33 protein-coding genes and 1 riboswitch are annotated in these 17802 nt (G+C 51.3%); all 33 genes read left to right on the top strand.

The window, feature by feature from the left end:
- Positions 1-24: 24 nt before the first annotated feature.
- The 33 genes from MUB23_RS04935 (at position 25) to MUB23_RS04775 (ending at position 17427) form a co-directional block, all read left to right on the top strand.
- Positions 25-708, top strand: a complete 684-nt coding sequence (locus MUB23_RS04935; protein WP_244799233.1) for a GntR family transcriptional regulator — start codon at positions 25-27, stop codon at positions 706-708.
- 344 nt (positions 709-1052) lie between these two features.
- Positions 1053-1364 (top strand): 30S ribosomal protein S10, encoded by a 312-nt coding sequence (gene rpsJ, locus MUB23_RS04930; protein ID WP_244799232.1) that lies wholly within the window; start codon positions 1053-1055, stop codon positions 1362-1364.
- A gap of 261 nt (positions 1365-1625) precedes the next feature.
- Positions 1626-2255, top strand: coding sequence for a 50S ribosomal protein L3 (rplC, locus tag MUB23_RS04925; RefSeq protein ID WP_244799231.1), 630 nt, complete (start codon positions 1626-1628; stop codon positions 2253-2255).
- Between the two features lie 29 nt (positions 2256-2284).
- Positions 2285-2905, top strand: coding sequence for a 50S ribosomal protein L4 (gene rplD, locus MUB23_RS04920; protein ID WP_244799230.1), 621 nt, complete (start codon positions 2285-2287; stop codon positions 2903-2905).
- The gene (rplW, locus tag MUB23_RS04915) at positions 2905-3204 is read left to right on the top strand and encodes a 50S ribosomal protein L23 (protein WP_244799229.1); all 300 of its coding nucleotides are present in this window, start codon (positions 2905-2907) and stop codon (positions 3202-3204) included. Before rplD ends, rplW begins: the two co-directional genes overlap by 1 nt.
- A 102-nt stretch (positions 3205-3306) precedes the next feature.
- Positions 3307-4152: a 50S ribosomal protein L2 gene (rplB, locus tag MUB23_RS04910; RefSeq protein ID WP_244799228.1), complete on the top strand. Its 846-nt coding sequence runs from the start codon at positions 3307-3309 to the stop codon at positions 4150-4152.
- Positions 4153-4166: 14 nt separating this feature from the next.
- A complete protein-coding gene (gene rpsS / locus MUB23_RS04905) occupies positions 4167-4448 on the top strand; it encodes a 30S ribosomal protein S19 (RefSeq protein ID WP_244799227.1) in 282 nt (93 codons plus the stop codon).
- A 29-nt stretch (positions 4449-4477) separates the two neighbouring features.
- Positions 4478-4864, top strand: coding sequence for a 50S ribosomal protein L22 (rplV, locus tag MUB23_RS04900; protein WP_244799226.1), 387 nt, complete (start codon positions 4478-4480; stop codon positions 4862-4864).
- Between the two features lie 11 nt (positions 4865-4875).
- The gene (rpsC, locus tag MUB23_RS04895) at positions 4876-5532 is read left to right on the top strand and encodes a 30S ribosomal protein S3 (RefSeq protein WP_244799225.1); all 657 of its coding nucleotides are present in this window, start codon (positions 4876-4878) and stop codon (positions 5530-5532) included.
- 2 nt (positions 5533-5534) lie between these two features.
- Positions 5535-5960: a 50S ribosomal protein L16 gene (gene rplP / locus MUB23_RS04890; RefSeq protein ID WP_244799224.1), complete on the top strand. Its 426-nt coding sequence runs from the start codon at positions 5535-5537 to the stop codon at positions 5958-5960.
- 2 nt (positions 5961-5962) lie between these two features.
- Positions 5963-6172, top strand: a complete 210-nt coding sequence (gene rpmC / locus MUB23_RS04885) for a 50S ribosomal protein L29 (RefSeq protein WP_244799223.1) — start codon at positions 5963-5965, stop codon at positions 6170-6172.
- Positions 6173-6189: 17 nt separating this feature from the next.
- Positions 6190-6444: a 30S ribosomal protein S17 gene (rpsQ, locus tag MUB23_RS04880; RefSeq protein ID WP_330641785.1), complete on the top strand. Its 255-nt coding sequence runs from the start codon at positions 6190-6192 to the stop codon at positions 6442-6444.
- A 17-nt stretch (positions 6445-6461) separates the two neighbouring features.
- Positions 6462-6830 (top strand): 50S ribosomal protein L14, encoded by a 369-nt coding sequence (gene rplN / locus MUB23_RS04875; RefSeq protein ID WP_244799222.1) that lies wholly within the window; start codon positions 6462-6464, stop codon positions 6828-6830.
- A gap of 11 nt (positions 6831-6841) precedes the next feature.
- On the top strand, positions 6842-7153 hold the full coding sequence (gene rplX / locus MUB23_RS04870) for a 50S ribosomal protein L24 (RefSeq protein WP_244799221.1): 312 nt from the start codon (positions 6842-6844) through the stop codon (positions 7151-7153).
- 24 nt (positions 7154-7177) lie between these two features.
- Positions 7178-7720: a 50S ribosomal protein L5 gene (rplE, locus tag MUB23_RS04865; protein WP_244799220.1), complete on the top strand. Its 543-nt coding sequence runs from the start codon at positions 7178-7180 to the stop codon at positions 7718-7720.
- Between the two features lie 13 nt (positions 7721-7733).
- The gene (locus tag MUB23_RS04860; protein WP_244799219.1) at positions 7734-7919 is read left to right on the top strand and encodes a type Z 30S ribosomal protein S14; all 186 of its coding nucleotides are present in this window, start codon (positions 7734-7736) and stop codon (positions 7917-7919) included.
- Positions 7920-8066: 147 nt separating this feature from the next.
- On the top strand, positions 8067-8468 hold the full coding sequence (gene rpsH, locus MUB23_RS04855) for a 30S ribosomal protein S8 (RefSeq protein WP_244799218.1): 402 nt from the start codon (positions 8067-8069) through the stop codon (positions 8466-8468).
- Between the two features lie 163 nt (positions 8469-8631).
- Positions 8632-9174 carry a 50S ribosomal protein L6 gene (rplF, locus tag MUB23_RS04850; protein WP_244799217.1) on the top strand — a complete coding sequence of 181 codons (543 nt, stop codon included), beginning with the start codon at positions 8632-8634 and terminating at the stop codon, positions 9172-9174.
- Positions 9175-9192: 18 nt separating this feature from the next.
- Positions 9193-9561, top strand: a complete 369-nt coding sequence (gene rplR, locus MUB23_RS04845) for a 50S ribosomal protein L18 (protein ID WP_244799216.1) — start codon at positions 9193-9195, stop codon at positions 9559-9561.
- A 12-nt stretch (positions 9562-9573) separates the two neighbouring features.
- Positions 9574-10083, top strand: coding sequence for a 30S ribosomal protein S5 (gene rpsE / locus MUB23_RS04840; RefSeq protein ID WP_244799215.1), 510 nt, complete (start codon positions 9574-9576; stop codon positions 10081-10083).
- Between the two features lie 16 nt (positions 10084-10099).
- Entirely contained in the window at positions 10100-10282 is a 183-nt protein-coding gene (rpmD, locus tag MUB23_RS04835; protein WP_244799214.1) for a 50S ribosomal protein L30, read from the top strand.
- 10 nt (positions 10283-10292) lie between these two features.
- On the top strand, positions 10293-10733 hold the full coding sequence (rplO, locus tag MUB23_RS04830; protein WP_244799213.1) for a 50S ribosomal protein L15: 441 nt from the start codon (positions 10293-10295) through the stop codon (positions 10731-10733).
- A gap of 1 nt (position 10734) precedes the next feature.
- Positions 10735-12060 (top strand): preprotein translocase subunit SecY, encoded by a 1326-nt coding sequence (gene secY, locus MUB23_RS04825; RefSeq protein WP_244799212.1) that lies wholly within the window; start codon positions 10735-10737, stop codon positions 12058-12060.
- A 30-nt stretch (positions 12061-12090) separates the two neighbouring features.
- Positions 12091-12735, top strand: coding sequence for an adenylate kinase (locus tag MUB23_RS04820; protein WP_244799211.1), 645 nt, complete (start codon positions 12091-12093; stop codon positions 12733-12735).
- Positions 12736-12739: 4 nt separating this feature from the next.
- Entirely contained in the window at positions 12740-13495 is a 756-nt protein-coding gene (gene map, locus MUB23_RS04815) for a type I methionyl aminopeptidase (RefSeq protein WP_244799210.1), read from the top strand.
- 6 nt (positions 13496-13501) lie between these two features.
- A complete protein-coding gene (locus MUB23_RS04810; protein ID WP_244799209.1) occupies positions 13502-13771 on the top strand; it encodes a KOW domain-containing RNA-binding protein in 270 nt (89 codons plus the stop codon).
- On the top strand, positions 13753-13971 hold the full coding sequence (gene infA / locus MUB23_RS04805) for a translation initiation factor IF-1 (protein ID WP_244799208.1): 219 nt from the start codon (positions 13753-13755) through the stop codon (positions 13969-13971). Before MUB23_RS04810 ends, infA begins: the two co-directional genes overlap by 19 nt.
- Positions 13972-14129: 158 nt before the next feature.
- Entirely contained in the window at positions 14130-14243 is a 114-nt protein-coding gene (rpmJ, locus tag MUB23_RS04800) for a 50S ribosomal protein L36 (RefSeq protein WP_244799207.1), read from the top strand.
- Positions 14244-14316: 73 nt separating this feature from the next.
- Complete coding sequence (gene rpsM, locus MUB23_RS04795) at positions 14317-14685, top strand: 30S ribosomal protein S13 (protein WP_244799206.1); 369 nt, start codon at positions 14317-14319, stop codon at positions 14683-14685.
- A gap of 161 nt (positions 14686-14846) precedes the next feature.
- Complete coding sequence (rpsK, locus tag MUB23_RS04790; protein ID WP_244799205.1) at positions 14847-15248, top strand: 30S ribosomal protein S11; 402 nt, start codon at positions 14847-14849, stop codon at positions 15246-15248.
- Between the two features lie 16 nt (positions 15249-15264).
- A complete protein-coding gene (rpsD, locus tag MUB23_RS04785; protein ID WP_244799204.1) occupies positions 15265-15858 on the top strand; it encodes a 30S ribosomal protein S4 in 594 nt (197 codons plus the stop codon).
- 57 nt (positions 15859-15915) lie between these two features.
- A complete protein-coding gene (locus tag MUB23_RS04780; RefSeq protein ID WP_244799203.1) occupies positions 15916-16875 on the top strand; it encodes a DNA-directed RNA polymerase subunit alpha in 960 nt (319 codons plus the stop codon).
- A gap of 15 nt (positions 16876-16890) precedes the next feature.
- Positions 16891-17427: a bL17 family ribosomal protein gene (locus MUB23_RS04775; RefSeq protein ID WP_280515670.1), complete on the top strand. Its 537-nt coding sequence runs from the start codon at positions 16891-16893 to the stop codon at positions 17425-17427.
- A 259-nt stretch (positions 17428-17686) separates the two neighbouring features.
- Positions 17687-17785: riboswitch (SAM riboswitch) on the top strand.
- Positions 17786-17802: the final 17 nt, after the last annotated feature.

Here is a 17802-nt window from a genome sequence, read left to right as displayed (position 1 = left end):
AAAGGCGACTGAGGGCGAGAAGGCATGAGTGAGTTTCAAAAGCTCAAAGAGAAACGCGAAAAAACGAGCTGCGCAGAATTAGCGTATCAATCCATACGGTCCTTGATCCTGAACGGTGAGATCAAGGAGAACGATTTGGTCAGTGAGAATCAGATCGCGGCTTACCTGAATATGAGCCGGACGCCGGTGCGAGAGGCTGTCCGCCGTCTGGAAGCGGAGCGGGTGCTGGAAGTGCGGAAAGGGTCCGGAACTTTTCTAAAACCGCTGACGCTGAAGGACATCCGGAATCTTTTCGAGGTCCGCGAGCACATGGAGATGCTCGCGGCGGAGACGGCTTTGAAGCATATCAGCGATCAGGATATTCAGGACCTGGAAGAAAAGCTGAATGCTATGCTGGAGGATTTCCGGCATGGAATTAAAATTGAGGAGGCGCGTTTTTCCCAGACAGACGGAGAAATTCACGATATGCTGATAGACCGGTCGGAAAACGGGTATGTGAAATATCTGATGGATCAGATCTATTTTAATGTGGACCGGTACCGGGCCATCTCCTATGCGGTCTCTTTGGATCTGGAGGAGAGCACAAACCAGCATCTGGAGCTTCTGGAGTGTATGAAGAAGCGGGATCAGGAAGAATTGCAGCGGATGATCCGGGCCCACATCCGATGGTCGTACCAGGTTCTACAAGAAAAATTAATTCAGCTGTAGGCGAGAAGAGCGGAGAGCCGAAACCACACAGAAACGTGGAATTTCGGCTTTTGGCATTTTTTTGATAAAAAGATAAATTTCCCCTTGCAATTCGGGAAAAATTGTGTTATGATCCAAAGGCTGTGACATTGATAGCTGTGAAGCGTGAGGTTGCTGCCCATTCAGTGGCAGGTTTTCCGTGGAGCGAATGTCAAGTTAGGAAACTGACGACAAGTCACTGTACCGAACATACCATCTGCGAAACAGGCAGAGATGACGTGTGAGAATCTTTAGGATACACACGGGAAAGTGTACAGTCACCGCTTGTCGTGCTTAGCAAGTACGAAAAGGAGGCGACTTTTTTTATGGCAAGTCAAGTAATGAGGATCACATTGAAGGCGTACGATCACCAGCTGGTGGATCAGAGCGCAGCAAAAATCGTTGAGAATGTGAAGAAAACCGGAGCAAAAGTCAGCGGCCCCGTTCCGCTGCCCACCAAGAAGGAGGTAGTAACCATCCTTCGGGCCGTACACAAGTACAAAGACTCCAGAGAGCAGTTCGAGCAGAGAACTCACAAGAGACTCATCGATATCATCGCTCCCAACCAGAAGACCGTGGACGCCCTGTCCCGTCTGGAGATGCCCGCCGGCGTTTACATCGACATTAAGATGAAATAAACGCGACGGCTACGAGCCGGGCTCCGGGTTTGACGGGGCTGCCGCCAGGGCTGCTCGCAGACATGGCGGAAGGTCCGGCAAAGACGGAAGCGGGCGACAGCCCGCGTGCAGAAAGCGCGCAGCGGTTTCTGCTGGCCGGTGATCGGTGCAACCGAGCTGGCTGACCGGTTAGCCGCAGGCCCGATCCCAAGTAACAAGCAAACAACGACTCAATTCTAGTATGAACGCCAAGATGCGTTCCGCTGTAGGAGGACAGAAAAAATGAAGAAGGCTATTTTAGCGACAAAAGTCGGAATGACTCAGATTTTCGGCGAAAACGGAGAACTGACTCCGGTTACGGTACTGCAGGCTGGCCCCTGTGTGGTCACCCAGGTGAAGACCGTGGAAAACGACGGCTACAGTGCCGTACAGGTTGGCTTTGTTGACAAGAGAGAAAAACTGATCAACAAGTGCCAGAAAGGCCACTTTGAGAAGGCCGGAGTTTCCTATAAAAGATATGTGCGGGAACTGAAACTGGACAATGCGGAAGAGATGAAGCTGGGCGAGGAGATTAAGGCCGAAGCGTTTGCAGCCGGCGACAAGGTGGATGCCACCGCGACCTCCAAGGGAAAAGGCTTCCAGGGTGCGATCAAGCGCCACGGCCTGCACAGAGGGCCCATGGCTCACGGCTCCAAGTATCATCGTCATGCCGGTTCCAACGGCGCCTGCTCCGATCCGAGCCGGGTGTTCAAGGGCAAGAAGATGGCCGGACAGATGGGCAACCGCAGAATCACGGTTCAGAACCTGGAAGTGGTTCGTGTAGATGCTGAGGACAACCTGATTCTGGTGAAAGGTTCCGTACCCGGACCGAAGAAGGCTCTGGTAACGCTGAAGACGACCGTAAAGGCGTAAGGCTTTTATAGGAAAGGAGGAAACGAGACATGGCAAAAGTATCGATTTATAATATGGAAGGCAGCCAGATCGGCGAGATGGAATTAAACGATGCCGTATTTGGAGTTGCCGTGAATGAGCATCTGGTCCACATGGCCGTGATGCAGCAGCTGGCCAACAACCGTCAGGGCACGCAGAGCGCGAAGACCCGTTCCGCAGTGAGCGGCGGCGGCAGAAAGCCCTGGAGACAGAAGGGAACCGGTCATGCAAGACAGGGGTCGACGAGAGCTCCCCAGTGGACCGGCGGCGGCGTAGTGTTCGCACCCCAGCCCAGAAGCTACAGCTTCAAGCTGAACCGGAAAGAAAAGCAGCTGGCTTTGAAGTCCGCTCTGACTTCCCGCGTCAATGAGTCCAAATTCTTCGTTCTGGATGAACTGAAGATGGACGAGATCAAGACCAAGAATTTCCAGAACGTTCTGAACAACCTGAAGGTGAACAAAGCCCTGGTGGTTCTGGACGAGAACGATCAGAATGTTGTCCTGTCCGCCAGAAACATCCCGGATGTAAAGACGGCTCAGACCAACACCATCAATGTGTACGACATTCTGAAATACAACACCGTGGTCATCACCAAGGCTGCTGTGGAAAAGATTGAGGAGGTATATGCATAATGGCTGACATTAAATATTATGACGTAATCCTCAGACCGGTTATCACCGAGAAGAGCATGAACATGATGGGCGAGAAGAAGTATGCGTTCTATGTTCATCCGGAAGCAACGAAGATCCAGGTAAAGGAAGCGGTGGAGAAGATGTTCTCCGGCGCCAAGGTTGCTTCGGTCAACACCATGAACATCGACGGCAAGAAGCGCCGCAGAGGCGCGACGGTCGGCCGCACCGCGAAATCCAAGAAGGCGATCGTTCAGCTGACGGCTGAGAGTGCGGATATCGAGATCTTTGAAGGGTTATAATTAGCCCGCGCTCCCCATTGGCGGAGCGAAGCGGAGTCCGAAGGACCCGACCTATACGGCGAGACCAACGCCGTGAGACCAAATAAGTAAGGAGATAGAACAATGGGAATCAAAAAGTATAGTCCATATACCCCGTCCAGAAGACAGATGACCGGCCTGGATTTCGCGGAAATCACGAAGACCACCCCGGAAAAGTCTCTGGTTACTTCTCAGAGCAAGAACGCAGGCCGTAACAATCAGGGTAAAATCACCGTGAGACATCAGGGCGGCGGCGCGAAGAGAAAATACAGAATTATCGACTTTAAGAGAAACAGCAAGGATGGAATTCCTGCGAAGGTCATCGGCATCGAATACGATCCGAACCGTACCGCGAACATCGCGCTGATCTGCTATGCGGACGGCGAGAAGACCTATATCCTGGCTCCCGAAGGCCTGACCGACGGCATGCAGGTCATGAGCGGTGAGAATGCAGAAGCAAAGGTCGGCAACTGCCTGCCTTTACAGAATATCCCGGTTGGTACTCAGATCCACAACATCGAACTTCATCCCGGAAAGGGCGGCCAGATGGTTCGTTCTGCCGGCGGCTCGGCTCAGCTGATGGCTAAGGAAGGCAAGTTCGCGACTCTGAGACTTCCCTCCGGTGAGATGAGAATGGTTCCGATTATCTGCCGCGCCACCATCGGTGTTGTCGGCAATGGCGAGCACTCTCTGGTGAATCTTGGTAAAGCCGGACGCAAGCGCAACATGGGCATCCGCCCGACAGTCCGCGGTTCTGTGATGAACCCCAACGACCATCCCCACGGCGGTGGTGAAGGTAAGTGCGGAATCGGCCGTCCCGGTCCGAGCACTCCTTGGGGTAAGCCTGCACTGGGTCTTAAGACCAGAAAGCAGAAGAAACAGTCCAACAAGCTGATTGTCAGAAGACGCGACGGCAGAACACTGAAATAATTAGGAGGTAAATTATGGCTCGCTCATTAAAAAAAGGCCCTTTTGCGGATGACCATTTGCTGAAAAAAGTAGAAGCTTTAAACGCAGCAGGACAGAAGACTGTTATCAAGACCTGGTCCCGCCGCTCCACGATTTTCCCTCAGATGGTAAGTCACACGATTGCCGTTCATGACGGAAGAAGACATGTACCGGTGTATGTCACCGAGGACATGGTAGGTCACAAGCTGGGTGAATTCGTAGCTACCAGAACCTACCGCGGACACGGCAAAGACGAGAAGAAGACTGGCAAGCGCTAGTAGACGATAACAGGAAGGAGGTTTCATCCATGGCTAAAGGACATAGAAGTCAGATTAAGAGAGAAAGAAATGCGAACAAGGATACCAGACCCAGCGCCAAGGTGTCTTATGCCAGAGTATCCGTTCAGAAAGCATGCTTTGTATTAGATGCAATCCGGGGCAAGGACGCTCAGACCGCCCTGGCGATTGTGAGCTACAACCCCCGCTACGCTTCCGAAGTGATTACAAAACTGCTGAAATCAGCGATTGCGAACGCGGAGAACAACAATGGTTTGAACGTTGAGAATCTGTATGTGGCAGAGTGCTATGCAAACAAGGGACCGACGATGAAGAGAATTCAGCCGAGAGCACAGGGCAGAGCTTACCGCATCGAAAAGCGTATGAGCCACATCACCATCGTGCTGGATGAGAAATAAGGAGGGTCAAAATGGGACAGAAAGTTAATCCTCATGGTTTAAGAGTCGGCGTCATCAAGGACTGGGATTCCAATTGGTATGCAGAAGCTGATTTCGCAGACAACTTGGTAGAAGATTACAATATTAGAAAATTCCTGAAGAAGAGACTGTATGATTCGGGCGTGTCCAGAATCGAAATCGAGAGAGCATCCGACCGCGTGAAAGTGATCATCCACACCGCAAAGCCCGGTATCGTCATCGGCAAGGGCGGCGCTGAGATCGAGAGACTGAAAGCGGAAGTTCAGAAGATGACCGCGAAGAAACTCTTCATCGACATCAAAGAGATCAAGAGACCTGACCGCGAGGCTCAGCTGGTTGCGGAGAACATTGCCAAGCAGCTGGAGAACCGTGTTTCCTTCCGCCGCGCGCTGAAGTCCAGCATGTCCCGCTCCATGAAGTCCGGGATCATGGGCATCAAGGCAGCGGTTGCCGGCCGTCTGGGCGGCGCTGATATCGCCCGTACTGAGTTCTACAGCGAGGGAACCATTCCGCTGCAGACCCTGCGCGCTGACATCGACTATGGATTCGCGGAAGCCGACACCACCTACGGAAAACTGGGCGTAAAGGTTTGGATTTACAAAGGTGAGGTGCTTCCCGCCAAGAAAAACAAGGAAGGGAGCGAGAAATAATCATGTTAATGCCGAAGAGAGTAAAACATCGTAAACAGTTCCGTGGTTCCATGGCCGGCAAAGCGACCAGAGGAAACACCATCAGCAACGGCGAATATGGTTTGGTTGCCATCGAGCCCGCTTGGATCAAATCCAACCAGATTGAGGCTGCCCGTGTAGCGATGACCCGTTATATGAAGCGTGGCGGTAAAGTTTGGATCAAAATTTTCCCGGATAAGCCGGTTACCACGAAGCCCGCTGAGACCCGTATGGGTTCCGGTAAAGGCTCCCTGGAGTATTGGGTTGCCGTTGTAAAGCCCGGCCGCGTTTTGTTTGAAGTTGCAGGTGTACCTGAGGAAACAGCGAAAGAAGCACTGCGTCTTGCCATGCACAAATTGCCCGTCAAGTGCAAAATCGCTTCCAAAGAAGACTTAGAAGGCGGTGAATAACAGTGAAAAGTAATGTATATTTAAAAGACCTGAGAAATAAGTCCGTAGCAGAGCTGAATACAGAACTGGTAGCTGCGAAGAAGGAACTTTTCAACCTGAGATTTCAGAATGCAACGAATCAGCTTGATAACACCGGCAGAATTACGGAAGTCAGAAAGAACATTGCCCGCATTCAGACTGTTATCACTGAGCAGACGAAAGTTGCTGAGTAATAAGGAGGAAGCGTAACGTGGAAAGAAATTTGAGAAAAACGCGTACCGGTAAGGTTATCAGCAATAAAATGGACAAAACCATCGTTGTTGCAATCGAGGACCACGTAAGACATCCGCTGTACGGAAAGATTGTAAAGAGAACCTACAAGCTGAAGGCGCACGACGAGGAAAACACCTGCGCGATCGGCGATACCGTGAGAGTTATGGAGACGAGACCTCTGTCCAAGGATAAGAGATGGAGACTTGTCGAGGTTGTCGAAAGAGCGAAATAAGCCAGGAGGAAATAGATATGATTCAACAGGAAAGCAGACTGAAAGTCGCCGACAACACCGGCGCTAAAGAACTGCTCTGCATCAGAGTTATGGGCGGTTCCCTGAGAAGATATGCGAATATCGGTGATATCATCGTTGCTACGGTCAAAGATGCAACGCCTGGCGGTGTTGTAAAGAAGGGCGATGTAGTGAAGGCTGTTGTGGTCCGCACGAAGCATGGCGCCCGCCGCAAAAACGGTTCCTATATCAAGTTTGACGAGAACGCGGCCGTGATTATCCGCGATGACAAGACTCCCAAAGGTACCCGTATTTTCGGGCCGGTTGCCAGAGAGCTGCGTGAGAAGCAGTTCATGAAGATCGTTTCTCTGGCTCCCGAAGTATTATAAGGAGGTACGAAATGGCTACGAGCAAAATCAAAGTTGGCGACACCGTGAAAGTGATCGCCGGTAAAGATAAAGGTCATGAGGGGAAGATCCTGAAAATTGACCGCAAGACTGGCCGCGTCATCGTAGAGGGCGCGAACATGATTACCAAGCACAACAAACAGAGCGCTCAGAACCCCAACGGAGGAATCGTTCACAAAGAGGGCACCATTGACATCTCTAACGTAATGCTCGTAAAAGATGGCAAGGCAACCCGCGTCGGTTTTGAAGTGAAGGACGGCAAAAAGGTCCGCGTCGCAAAGATCGACGGTTCTGTGATCGGTTAATTCTGAGAGAGGAGGTTCAATACGTTGAGTAGATTAAAAGAACAGTATATCAATGAAATCGCTCCCGCCATGATGAAGAAGTTCGGTTACAAGAACGTGATGCAGATTCCGAAGCTGGAGAAGATCGTCGTGAACATGGGCGTAGGGGAAGCCAAAGAAAACGCGAAGGTCCTGGAAGCTGCCATGAAGGATATGGAGACCATCACCGGACAGAAGCCGATTCTGACCAAGGCGAAAAAGTCCATCGCGAACTTCAAGCTCCGTGAGGGCATGAACATTGGCTGCAAGGTTACCTTAAGAGGCGACAAGATGTATGAATTTGCAGATCGTCTGATCAACCTGGCACTGCCCCGTGTACGTGACTTCCGCGGCGTAAATCCCAACGCTTTCGACGGCAGAGGCAACTATGCCCTGGGCATCAAAGAGCAGCTGATTTTCCCGGAAATCGAGTATGACAAGGTCGACAAGGTGCGCGGCATGGATATCATCTTCGTGACCACGGCCGAGACCGATGAAGAAGCCCGTGAATTGCTGACCATGTTCAACATGCCGTTTAGAAAGAATTAGGAGGAAAGTTCCCATGGCAAAAACTTCTATGAAGATTAAGCAGCAGCGTCCGGCGAAATTCTCTACCAGAGAATACAACCGTTGCAAGATTTGTGGCCGTCCTCATGCCTACCTGAGAAAATACGGAATCTGCAGAATCTGCTTCCGTGAGCTGGCATACAAGGGACAGATCCCCGGCGTGAAAAAGGCAAGCTGGTGACCGAAAGCACCCAGCAAGGTATTTTCGAGCGCGGGTGCGAGGTCGTTCTTTGAGATTAGCGAGGTGTTTCACGAGCTTAGCGAAAAGAACTTCCATTATGATCGGCACTTGGCGCTGGTAGAGAAATTGTAAAGGAGGCAACTGAAAATGACGATGAGTGACCCGATTGCGGATATGCTTACGAGAATCCGTAACGCAAATACGGCGAAGCACGATACGGTAGATATTCCTTCCTCGAAGATGAAGATTGCGATCGCTGACATCCTGGTGAAGGAAGGCTACATTGCGAAATATGAACTGCTGGAGGACGGCAGCTTCAAGACCATCCGCGTCACCTTAAAGTACGGCGCAGATAAGAACGAAAAGATCATCACCGGCCTGAAGAGAATTTCCAAACCCGGCCTGCGTGTGTACGCGAATGCGGAAGAGCTTCCCAAGGTTTTGGGCGGACTCGGCATCGCGATCATTTCCACGAACCAGGGCGTACTGACCGACAAGGAAGCGAGAAAGCAGAATGTCGGCGGTGAGGTTCTGGCGTTTGTTTGGTGACCGAAAGCATCCAGCGAGGTGTTTTCGAGCGCGGATGCGAGGCCGTTCTTGGAGCTTGGCGAGGTAGTTTCGAGCCTAGCGAGAAGAACATCCCCGTATACAGAAATTTTGAATGAGCCCGCAAGGCCATGCGGGCGGAAAATAAATTTGGAGGTAAGGCGAAATGTCACGTATTGGTAGAACGCCCATCGCAATTCCTGCCGGAGTTACGGTAGAAGTTGCAGAAAATAATAAAGTGACGGTAAAAGGTCCGAAGGGGACCCTGGAGAGAGTTCTTCCGGCTGAGATGGAAATCAAGGTAGAAGACGGCCAAGTTACCGTTTCCCGTCCCAATGACTTGAAGAAGATGAAATCCCTTCACGGTCTGACCAGAACCTTAATCAACAACATGGTAATCGGCGTATCTCAGGGCTATGAGAAGACTCTTGAAGTCAACGGCGTCGGCTATCGTGCTCAGAAGCAGGGCAAAACCCTGGTACTTTCCCTGGGCTACTCCCATCCGGTTGAGATGGCGGATCCCGAAGGGATCGAAGCCGTTTGCGAAGGCCAGAACAAGATTATCGTAAAGGGTATTGACAAGGAAAAAGTTGGCCAGTACGCTGCGGAAATCAGAGCGAAGAGAGGACCGGAGCCTTACAAGGGCAAAGGTATCAAATATGCGGATGAGGTGATCAGACGCAAGGTCGGCAAGGCCGGTAAGAAATAATAGGAGGAGCGAGTAAAAATGATTAGGAAAGAATCCAGAACGGAAATCCGTGTGAAAAAGCACTTGAAAATCCGTAATCGTTTCCGCGGCACGGCCGAGCGTCCCCGCCTGGCCGTGTTCCGGAGCAACAATCATATGTATGCCCAGATTATCGATGACGTCGCTCAGACTACCTTGGTTTCTGCGTCTACGCTTCAGAAGGATGTTAAGGCAGAGCTTGAGAAAACCAACAATGTTGCTGCGGCTTCCTACCTGGGAACCGTCATCGCCAAGAAGGCGCTGGAAAAGGGAATCGACACGGTTGTCTTTGACAGAGGCGGATTCATTTATCAGGGAAAAGTCCAGGCACTGGCAGACGCAGCCCGCGAAGCCGGCCTGAAGTTCTAAGAGGAGGAAAGCATGAAGCGTACAATCGTTGACATCAGCAATTTAGAATTACAGGATAGAGTAGTTGCGATTAAGCGTGTATCCAAGACCGTCAAGGGCGGCCGCAACATGCGGTTCACGGCCTTGGTCGTGGTCGGCGACGGCAATGGACACGTAGGCGCCGGAATGGGCAAAGCTGCCGAGATTCCGGAAGCGATCCGCAAAGGCAAAGAGGATGCGATGAAGAAGATCATCACGGTTCCGATCGATGAGAACAACAGCATTCCTCATGATTATATCGGCAAATTCGGCAGCGCTTCCGTGATGCTGAAGAGAGCTCCGGAAGGTACCGGCGTGATTGCCGGCGGCCCGGCCCGTGCGGTCATGGAGCTGGCTGGAATCAAGAACATCCGTACCAAGGCGCTGGGTTCCACGAACAAGCAGAACGTGGTGCTGGCATCCATCGAAGGTCTGAAGAGCCTGAAGACCCCGGAAGAGTTTGCTAAGCTTCGCGGCAAATCCGTAGAAGAAATTCTGGGTTGATAGGAGGAAGCTGAAAATGGCAGAGAAATTAAAAGTAACATTGGTGAAATCCACCATCGGTGCGATTCCCAAGCATAAGAAAACCGTGGAAGCTCTGGGCCTTAGAAAACTCAACAAGACCGTAGAACTGCCGGACAATGCAGCGACCAGAGGCATGCTCCAGCAGGTGAAGCACCTGGTTAAGGTAGAAGAAGCATAGGAGGTAAGCCATGGAACTGTCAAATTTACAGCCCGCTGCAGGCGCAAAGCACAGCGATAATTTCAGAAGAGGCCGCGGCCATGGATCCGGAAACGGAAAGACCGCAGGTAAGGGACATAAGGGTCAGAAGGCTCGTTCCGGAGCACCCCGTCCCGGTTTTGAAGGCGGCCAGATGCCTTTGTACCGCCGGATTCCCAAGAGAGGCTTTACCAACATCAACACCAAGGTGATCGTCGGCATCAACGTTTCCGCTCTGGAGCGTTTTGAGGACGGCGCAGAGATCACCGTGGAGAAGCTGGTGGAAGAAGGCATCGTAAAGAACCCGAAAGACGGTGTAAAAATCCTCGGCAATGGAGAACTGACGAAGAAGCTGAACGTGAAGGCGAATGCTTTCAGCGCTGCAGCGAAAGAGAAAATCGAAGCGTTAGGTGGTACTGCCGAGGAGGTATAATATGTTCAAAACCCTTCGAGATGCGTTTAAAATTGCCGACATTCGCAGGCGCCTGGCATTTACTTTGCTGGTGCTTGTGATTGTCCGGCTGGGCAGCCAGATTCCCACACCGGGAATCAATACGGCTTACCTGACGTCCTGGTGGAACAGCCAGACAACGTCGGCCTTTAACTTTTTCACGACCATCACCGGAACCTCCTTTACGACAATGTCGGTGTTTGCGCTGGGTATTTCCCCGTACATCACATCGTCGATCATCATCCAGCTTCTGACCATTGCGATCCCGAAGCTGGAAGAACTGCAAAAGGAAGGGGCTGAAGGCCGGAAGCAGATCACTAAGATCACCCGTTTTCTGACGGTGGCTCTGGCAATCATCCAGTCCGTATCGATGGCGATTGGTTTTGGTTCCAACTACCTGACCAATTACACCTGGTACAATGTGATCCTGGTCTCCATCATCATGACCGCCGGCAGCGCGGTGCTGATGTGGCTCGGCGAGCAGATCACCATCAAGGGCATCGGAAATGGTATTTCCATTATCCTGTTGATTAACATCCTGGACAGTCTGCCCCGCGATCTGATGACGTTGTATCAACATTTTGTTATGGGCAAGTCCATCGCCCTCGGCGTTGTGATCACATTGATCATTTTAGCGCTGCTGATCGGACTGGTCCTGTTTGTCGTTTACCTGCAGGGCGGCGAGCGCCGGGTTCCGGTGCAGTATGCGAAGAAGATGGTAGGCCGGAAGATGATGGGAGGCCAATCTTCCCATATTCCGATTAAGGTCAACACCGCCGGCGTGATCCCGGTCATCTTTGCCGCTTCGCTGCTGAGTATTCCGTCGATGGTAGCCAGCTTTGCCGGCATCAACACGGTGGCTCCGACCACGACCGCAGGCCATATTATCAAGGCATTGAGCCAGAGCAGCTGGTGCAACCTGGATGAGCCGGTCTACAGCATCGGCCTTCTGCTTTACATTGTGCTGCTGATCTTCTTTGCTTACTTCTACACGTCGATTTCCTTCAATCCGCTGGAGATCGCCAACAATATGAAGAAGCAGGGAGGTTTTATCCCTGGGATCCGTCCGGGGAAACCCACCTCGGATTACTTGAACCATGTGTTGAACTATATCGTATTGATCGGCGCCGTCGGCCTGATGGTGGTAGCGCTGGTTCCGATCGTGCTCTTTGGACTCTTTGGGGTCGGCTCTTCGCTGAGCTTCCTGGGAACCTCCTTGATCATTATTGTAGGCGTTATCCTGGAGACCTTAAAGCAGATCGAGTCGATGATGCTGGTTCGGAACTACAAGGGATTCTTGAACGACTAATTGCCGGTACATGAGGAAAGGAGCAGTCTCATGAAGATTGTAATGTTAGGGGCTCCGGGCGCCGGAAAGGGCACTCAGGCAAAAATGCTGGCAGATCAATATGCCATTCCCCATATTTCAACCGGAGATATCTTCCGGGCGAACATCAAGGAAGGCACGGAACTGGGGAAGAAGGCGAAGGAGTTCATCGACGCCGGAGCCCTGGTTCCCGACGAGCTGACTGTGGATCTGGTCATGGACCGCATTGATCACGAGGACTGCAAAAAAGGATACATCCTGGACGGCTTCCCCCGCACGATCAACCAGGCGGAGAAGCTGACCGAGGCCCTCGGCGTCAAGGGCGGCGACATCGATTACGCGGTGAACGTGGATGTGCCCGACGAGGCCATCGTAGAGCGGATGGCAGGACGGCGGATGTGCCCGAACTGCGGTGCCAGCTACCATGTGGTCAACATTCCTCCCAAAAAGGACGGGATCTGCGACCGCTGCGGAGAAGAGCTGATCACCCGGAAGGACGACCAGCCGGAGACCGTAAAGAAGCGCCTCGCCGTTTATCATGAACAGACCCGGCCGCTGTATGATTATTATAAGGAAAAAGGACTGGTCGTGGATGTGGACGGCACCAAACCCATGGAAGAAGTTTTTCAGGCGATTGTAAGCCGTCTGGGGGAATAATCCCATGGCAGTGACGATTAAATCCGAAAAGGAGATTGCCCTGATGCGGGAGTCCGGAAGGCTTCTCGCCATCGTCCACGATGAATTGGGCAAAGCAATCCGGCCGGGCATGACGACCAAGGACATTGACCGTTTAGGCGAGGAGATCATCCGCAGCTTTGGCTGCACCCCGAACTTCCTCAACTATAACGGGTATCCGGCTTCGATCTGCGTTTCCGTCAACGACGAGGTTGTACACGGAATTCCAAGCAAAAAACGGCATCTGGATGCGGGCGACATCGTCAGCCTGGATGCGGGGCTCATCTACAAAGGTTACCATTCCGACGCGGCGAGGACCCACGCGGTCGGCGAGATCAGCAAAGAGGCACAGAAATTGATTGATGTGACCAGAGAATGCTTTTTTGAAGGTATTAAGTTCGCAAAAGCAGGCAATCATTTGCATGATATCTCCAACGCGATCGCCGCATATGCTGAAAAGTACGGGTATGGAGTGGTGGAAGAACTGGTTGGGCATGGAATCGGCACCCACCTCCACGAAGAACCGGAAGTTCCCAATTTTTATCAGCACACCAAGGGCATCCGCTTGAAACCGGGTATGACCCTGGCGGTTGAGCCGATGATCAACATGGGGACCAAGGACGTGGAATGGATGGATGATGATTGGACCGTGGTGACCGCAGACGGAGCGCTGTCGGCCCATTATGAAAACACGATTCTGATCACCGAGGGAGAGCCGGAAATCTTCACCATGAAGAGGTAACGGAGGATGGATTGTTACAGCGCTGGAAATTTAGTCAGGTCTCTGGCAGGCCACGACAAGGACAGTATTTCCATTATCATCCGTGAAGAAGGTAGCTTTGTTTTTGTCGCTGATGGCCGCCTGAGAACCATCGGGCAGCCTAAGCGCAAGAACAAAAAACATGTGCAGCCGATCCGGCGGAAGCAGGGCGGAGAAATTCTCCGAACCGATGAAGCAGTTAAAAAAGCAATTCAAAGCTATATCAAGGAGAGCAGGGAATGTCCAAAAGCGACGTGATTGAAATCGAGGGGACCGTAGTGGAGAAGTTACCCAACGCCATGTTCCAGGTGGAGCTGGAGAACGGTCATCAGGTGCTGGCCCACATCAGCGGCAAGCTCCGGATGCACTATATCCGAATTCTGCCGGGCGACAAAGTGACGCTGGAGCTTTCGCCCTATGATTTGTCCAAAGGACGGATCATCTGGCGCGATAAGTAATACGGCCGGTTGGAAGGAGCAAGAGTTCGGTCCGCTGCCACTCGTGGAGAGCAGGTACGGATTGGAAAGAAATTCCTTGAAAAACGAAAATAGTTCTTGCTTTATAGAGACAAAGGTGCTATACTATTTGGTGCACTTTTTTGAAAGGAGATACGCAAATGAAAGTCAGAACATCCGTAAAGCCGATTTGCGAGAAATGCAAAGTCATTAAACGGAAAGGCAGTATCCGAGTTATTTGCGAGAACCCGAAGCATAAACAGAGACAGGGTTGATTTCGCGATTCTAAACGGATGGGCTTAGTCCGTCCGGTATTCAATAGAAAATATTTATGGAGGTAGTACACAAATGGCTCGTATTTCAGGTGTTGATTTACCGAGAGAAAAGCGTGTCGAGATCGGTCTGACCTATATCTACGGCATCGGAAGAACTTCTTCTAACAAAATCCTGGAGCAGGCGAATGTAAATCCGGATACCCGCGTCAAGGATCTGACGGATGAGGAAGTAAACCGTATCCGTGAAATTATTGAAGCGAACCACACGGTGGAAGGCGATCTGAGAAGAGAAACTGCGCTGAACATCAAGCGTTTGCAGGAAATCGGCTGCTATCGCGGAATTCGCCACAGAAAAGGTCTGCCGGTTCGCGGTCAGAAGACCAAAACCAACGCGAGAACCCGCAAGGGACCGAAGAAGACAGTAGCAAACAAGAAGAAATAAGAGGCATTTGCGGACTGGACGTAGTCTTTTTCGTGTGCAAAAAGGCTTTCGTTTTTGTGCAGGAAAAAGACTATGGAAAGGCAGTCCGCTTATCCTCTGATTGGCAACTCGACTAACGAAATTTTTTAGAAAGGAACCCATAAGGGAAGGTTAGTTTAGAAATGGCAAAAAAAGTGTCATCTGCAAAAAAAGTGACAAAGAAGCGTGTCAAGAAAAACGTTGAACGCGGACAAGCGCACATTCAATCCTCCTTCAATAACACGATTGTTACCCTTACGGATACGCAGGGTAATGCTCTGTCTTGGGCAAGTGCGGGCGGTCTGGGCTTTAAAGGTTCAAGGAAATCTACCCCCTATGCAGCACAAATGGCAGCTGAAACTGCTACGAAAGCCGCTTTGGTGCACGGTTTAAAGACCGTCGACGTTTTTGTGAAAGGCCCCGGTTCGGGACGTGAGGCTGCGATCCGCGCCCTGTCCGCCTGTGGTCTGGAAGTAACGAGCATCAAGGACGTAACGCCCGTTCCTCACAACGGATGCCGTCCGCCCAAACGTAGAAGAGTATAATTGGAGGTAAAAAAAAGTGGCAGTTAATAGAGTTCCTGTTCTTAAAAGATGCAGAGCTTTGGACTTAGACCCGATCCACATGGGAATTGACAAAAAGTCAAACAGACAGCCCAAAAGAGCCAATAAGAAGATGAGTGAGTACGGCCTTCAGCTGAGAGAAAAGCAGAAAGCGAAATTCATTTACGGCGTTTTGGAAAAGCCTTTCCGTAATTATTATAATCGTGCTGCGAAGATGCGCGGCATGGTCGGCGAAAACCTGATGGTTCTCCTGGAGCTGCGCCTGGACAACGTCCTGTTCCGCGCCGGCATGGCCAGAACCCGCATGGAAGCCCGCCAGATCGTAGACCACAAGCATGTGCTGGTAAACGGCAAATGCGTGAACATTCCGTCCTACAGTGTAAAGGCCGGCGATGTGGTTGAGATCAAAGAGAAGCACAAAGGTGCTCAGAGATATAAAGATATTCTGGCTGTGACCGCTGGCAGAACCACTCCTTCTTGGATGGAGAGCGATCTGGAGAACCTGAAAGTGACTATCACCGAGAAGCCCACCAGAGAAGTGATCGACGTTCCGGTTGATGAGATGCTTATCGTAGAGTTGTACTCCAAATAATTAGCGGAGCTATGACATCCCCAGACAATCAACAACCCAGAAGGAGGGGGTAGAATCGTGTTTGAATTTGAAAAACCCAACATCGAAATCGTTGAGATTTCGGAAGATAAAAAATACGGCCGATTTGTAGTAGAACCCCTGGAGCGGGGCTATGGCACCACTTTGGGCAATTCCCTGCGCAGAATCATGCTGTCTTCCCTGCCTGGCGTAGCAGTCAGCCAGGTGAAGATTGACAGCGTGCTTCACGAGTTCAGTTCCATCCCCGGCGTCAAGGAGGATGTGACGGAAATCGTTACGAACCTGAAAGGGCTGGCAATCAAGAACAACAGTGACTCCAACGAGCCGAAGATCGGATACATTGAGTTTGAGGGAGAGGGCGTCGTGACGGCGGCCGATATCCAGGTGGATTCCGACATCGAAATCATGAATCCGGAGCATGTCATCGCTACCTGCAGCGGTGGAAAAGATACCAAGTTTAACGCGGAAATTACGATCACGCGCGGCCGCGGCTATGTCAGCGCCGAGCGGAACAAGTCGGAAGATCTTCCGATTGGCGTGATCGCCGTGGATTCGATTTATACGCCGATTGAGCGCGTCAACATGACGGTGGAGAATACCCGTGTCGGGAAGATCACCGATTATGACAAACTGACTCTGGATATCTATACCAACGGCACGCTGGCCCCCGACGAGGCCGTCAGCCTCGCGGCGAAAGTGCTCAGCGAACATCTGAACCTGTTTATTGATCTCTCCGAGAACGCCAAGACCGCCGAGGTTATGGTGGAGAAGGAAGACAATGAGAAGGAAAAGGTTCTGGAGATGAATATCGACGAGCTGGAGCTTTCTGTTCGTTCGTACAATTGTCTGAAGAGAGCCGGAATCAATACGGTAGAAGAACTGACAAACCGCACTCCGGAGGATATGATGAAGGTGCGTAACCTGGGTCGGAAATCTCTGGAAGAGGTATTGGCGAAGTTAAAAGAACTGGGCTTGGAACTCAATCCCAGTGAGGAATAAATCGGAGGTGAAGAAATGGCACAGTATAGAAAGCTTGGAAGGACTTCCAGCCAGCGTAAGGCCATGCTGAGAAGCCAGGTGACCAGCTTGCTGAACAACGGCAAGATTGTGACCACCGAGGCTAGAGCCAAAGAAGTCCGGAAGATTGCGGAGGGCCTGATCGCCCTGGCCGTAAAGGAAAAGGACAATTTTGAGACTGTTACGGTTACTGCCAAAGTAGCTCAGAAGGATAAAGATGGAAAGAGAGTCAAAGAAGTCGTAGACGGCAAGAAAGTCACGGTTTTCGAGACCAAAGAAAAGACCATCAAGAAGGATATGCCCAGCCGTCTGCACGCACGCCGTCAGATGTTAAAGGTTCTGTATCCGGTTACCGAGATGCCGAAGGAGCTGGCTGGCCGTAAGAAAGCCGCCAAGGAAGTGGATCTTCCGGCAAAGCTGTTTGACGAGATTGCTCCCAAGTATGCAAACCGTCAGGGCGGCTACACCCGCATCATCAAGATCGGACCCCGCCGCGGTGACGCTGCGATGGAAGTGATCCTGGAGCTGGTATAAGTTGAAAAGCCGGGGCTGAGGGCAGCCTTGGAAGAAAAAGACCTCTGAGAAATCGGAGGTCTTTTTCTGCTTTCTAGGAAAACGCTTTGCCAAGCCCCTTTGATTCTCAGGGGATACCCTGCAAGATTTGTTTTTTTATGTTCTTCCAAAATTTTTGGTTCTTAAAAATTTGTAAATTTCCTCATTTCTCAAAAAAAACTATTGGCATGTGCACGAAAAAGGTGTATGATATACCCACAAGTAAAGAGAGAAAACGAGCCCCTTATTCAGAGTGATGGAGACCCAAGGATCGATGATATCACGGCAACCCCTGCGATATGGAAGGTGCCAACCTGAGCGAGAAATCGAACAATAAGAGGATTCGATGAAGAATAT

This window comes from Cuneatibacter sp. NSJ-177, from assembly GCF_022867805.1.
In the GTDB taxonomy this organism is placed as follows: Bacteria; Bacillota; Clostridia; order Lachnospirales; family Lachnospiraceae; genus Pseudolachnospira.
The sequence above is the reverse complement of the archived record's forward strand: the minus strand, read 5'-3'. Positions and strand labels throughout refer to the sequence as shown.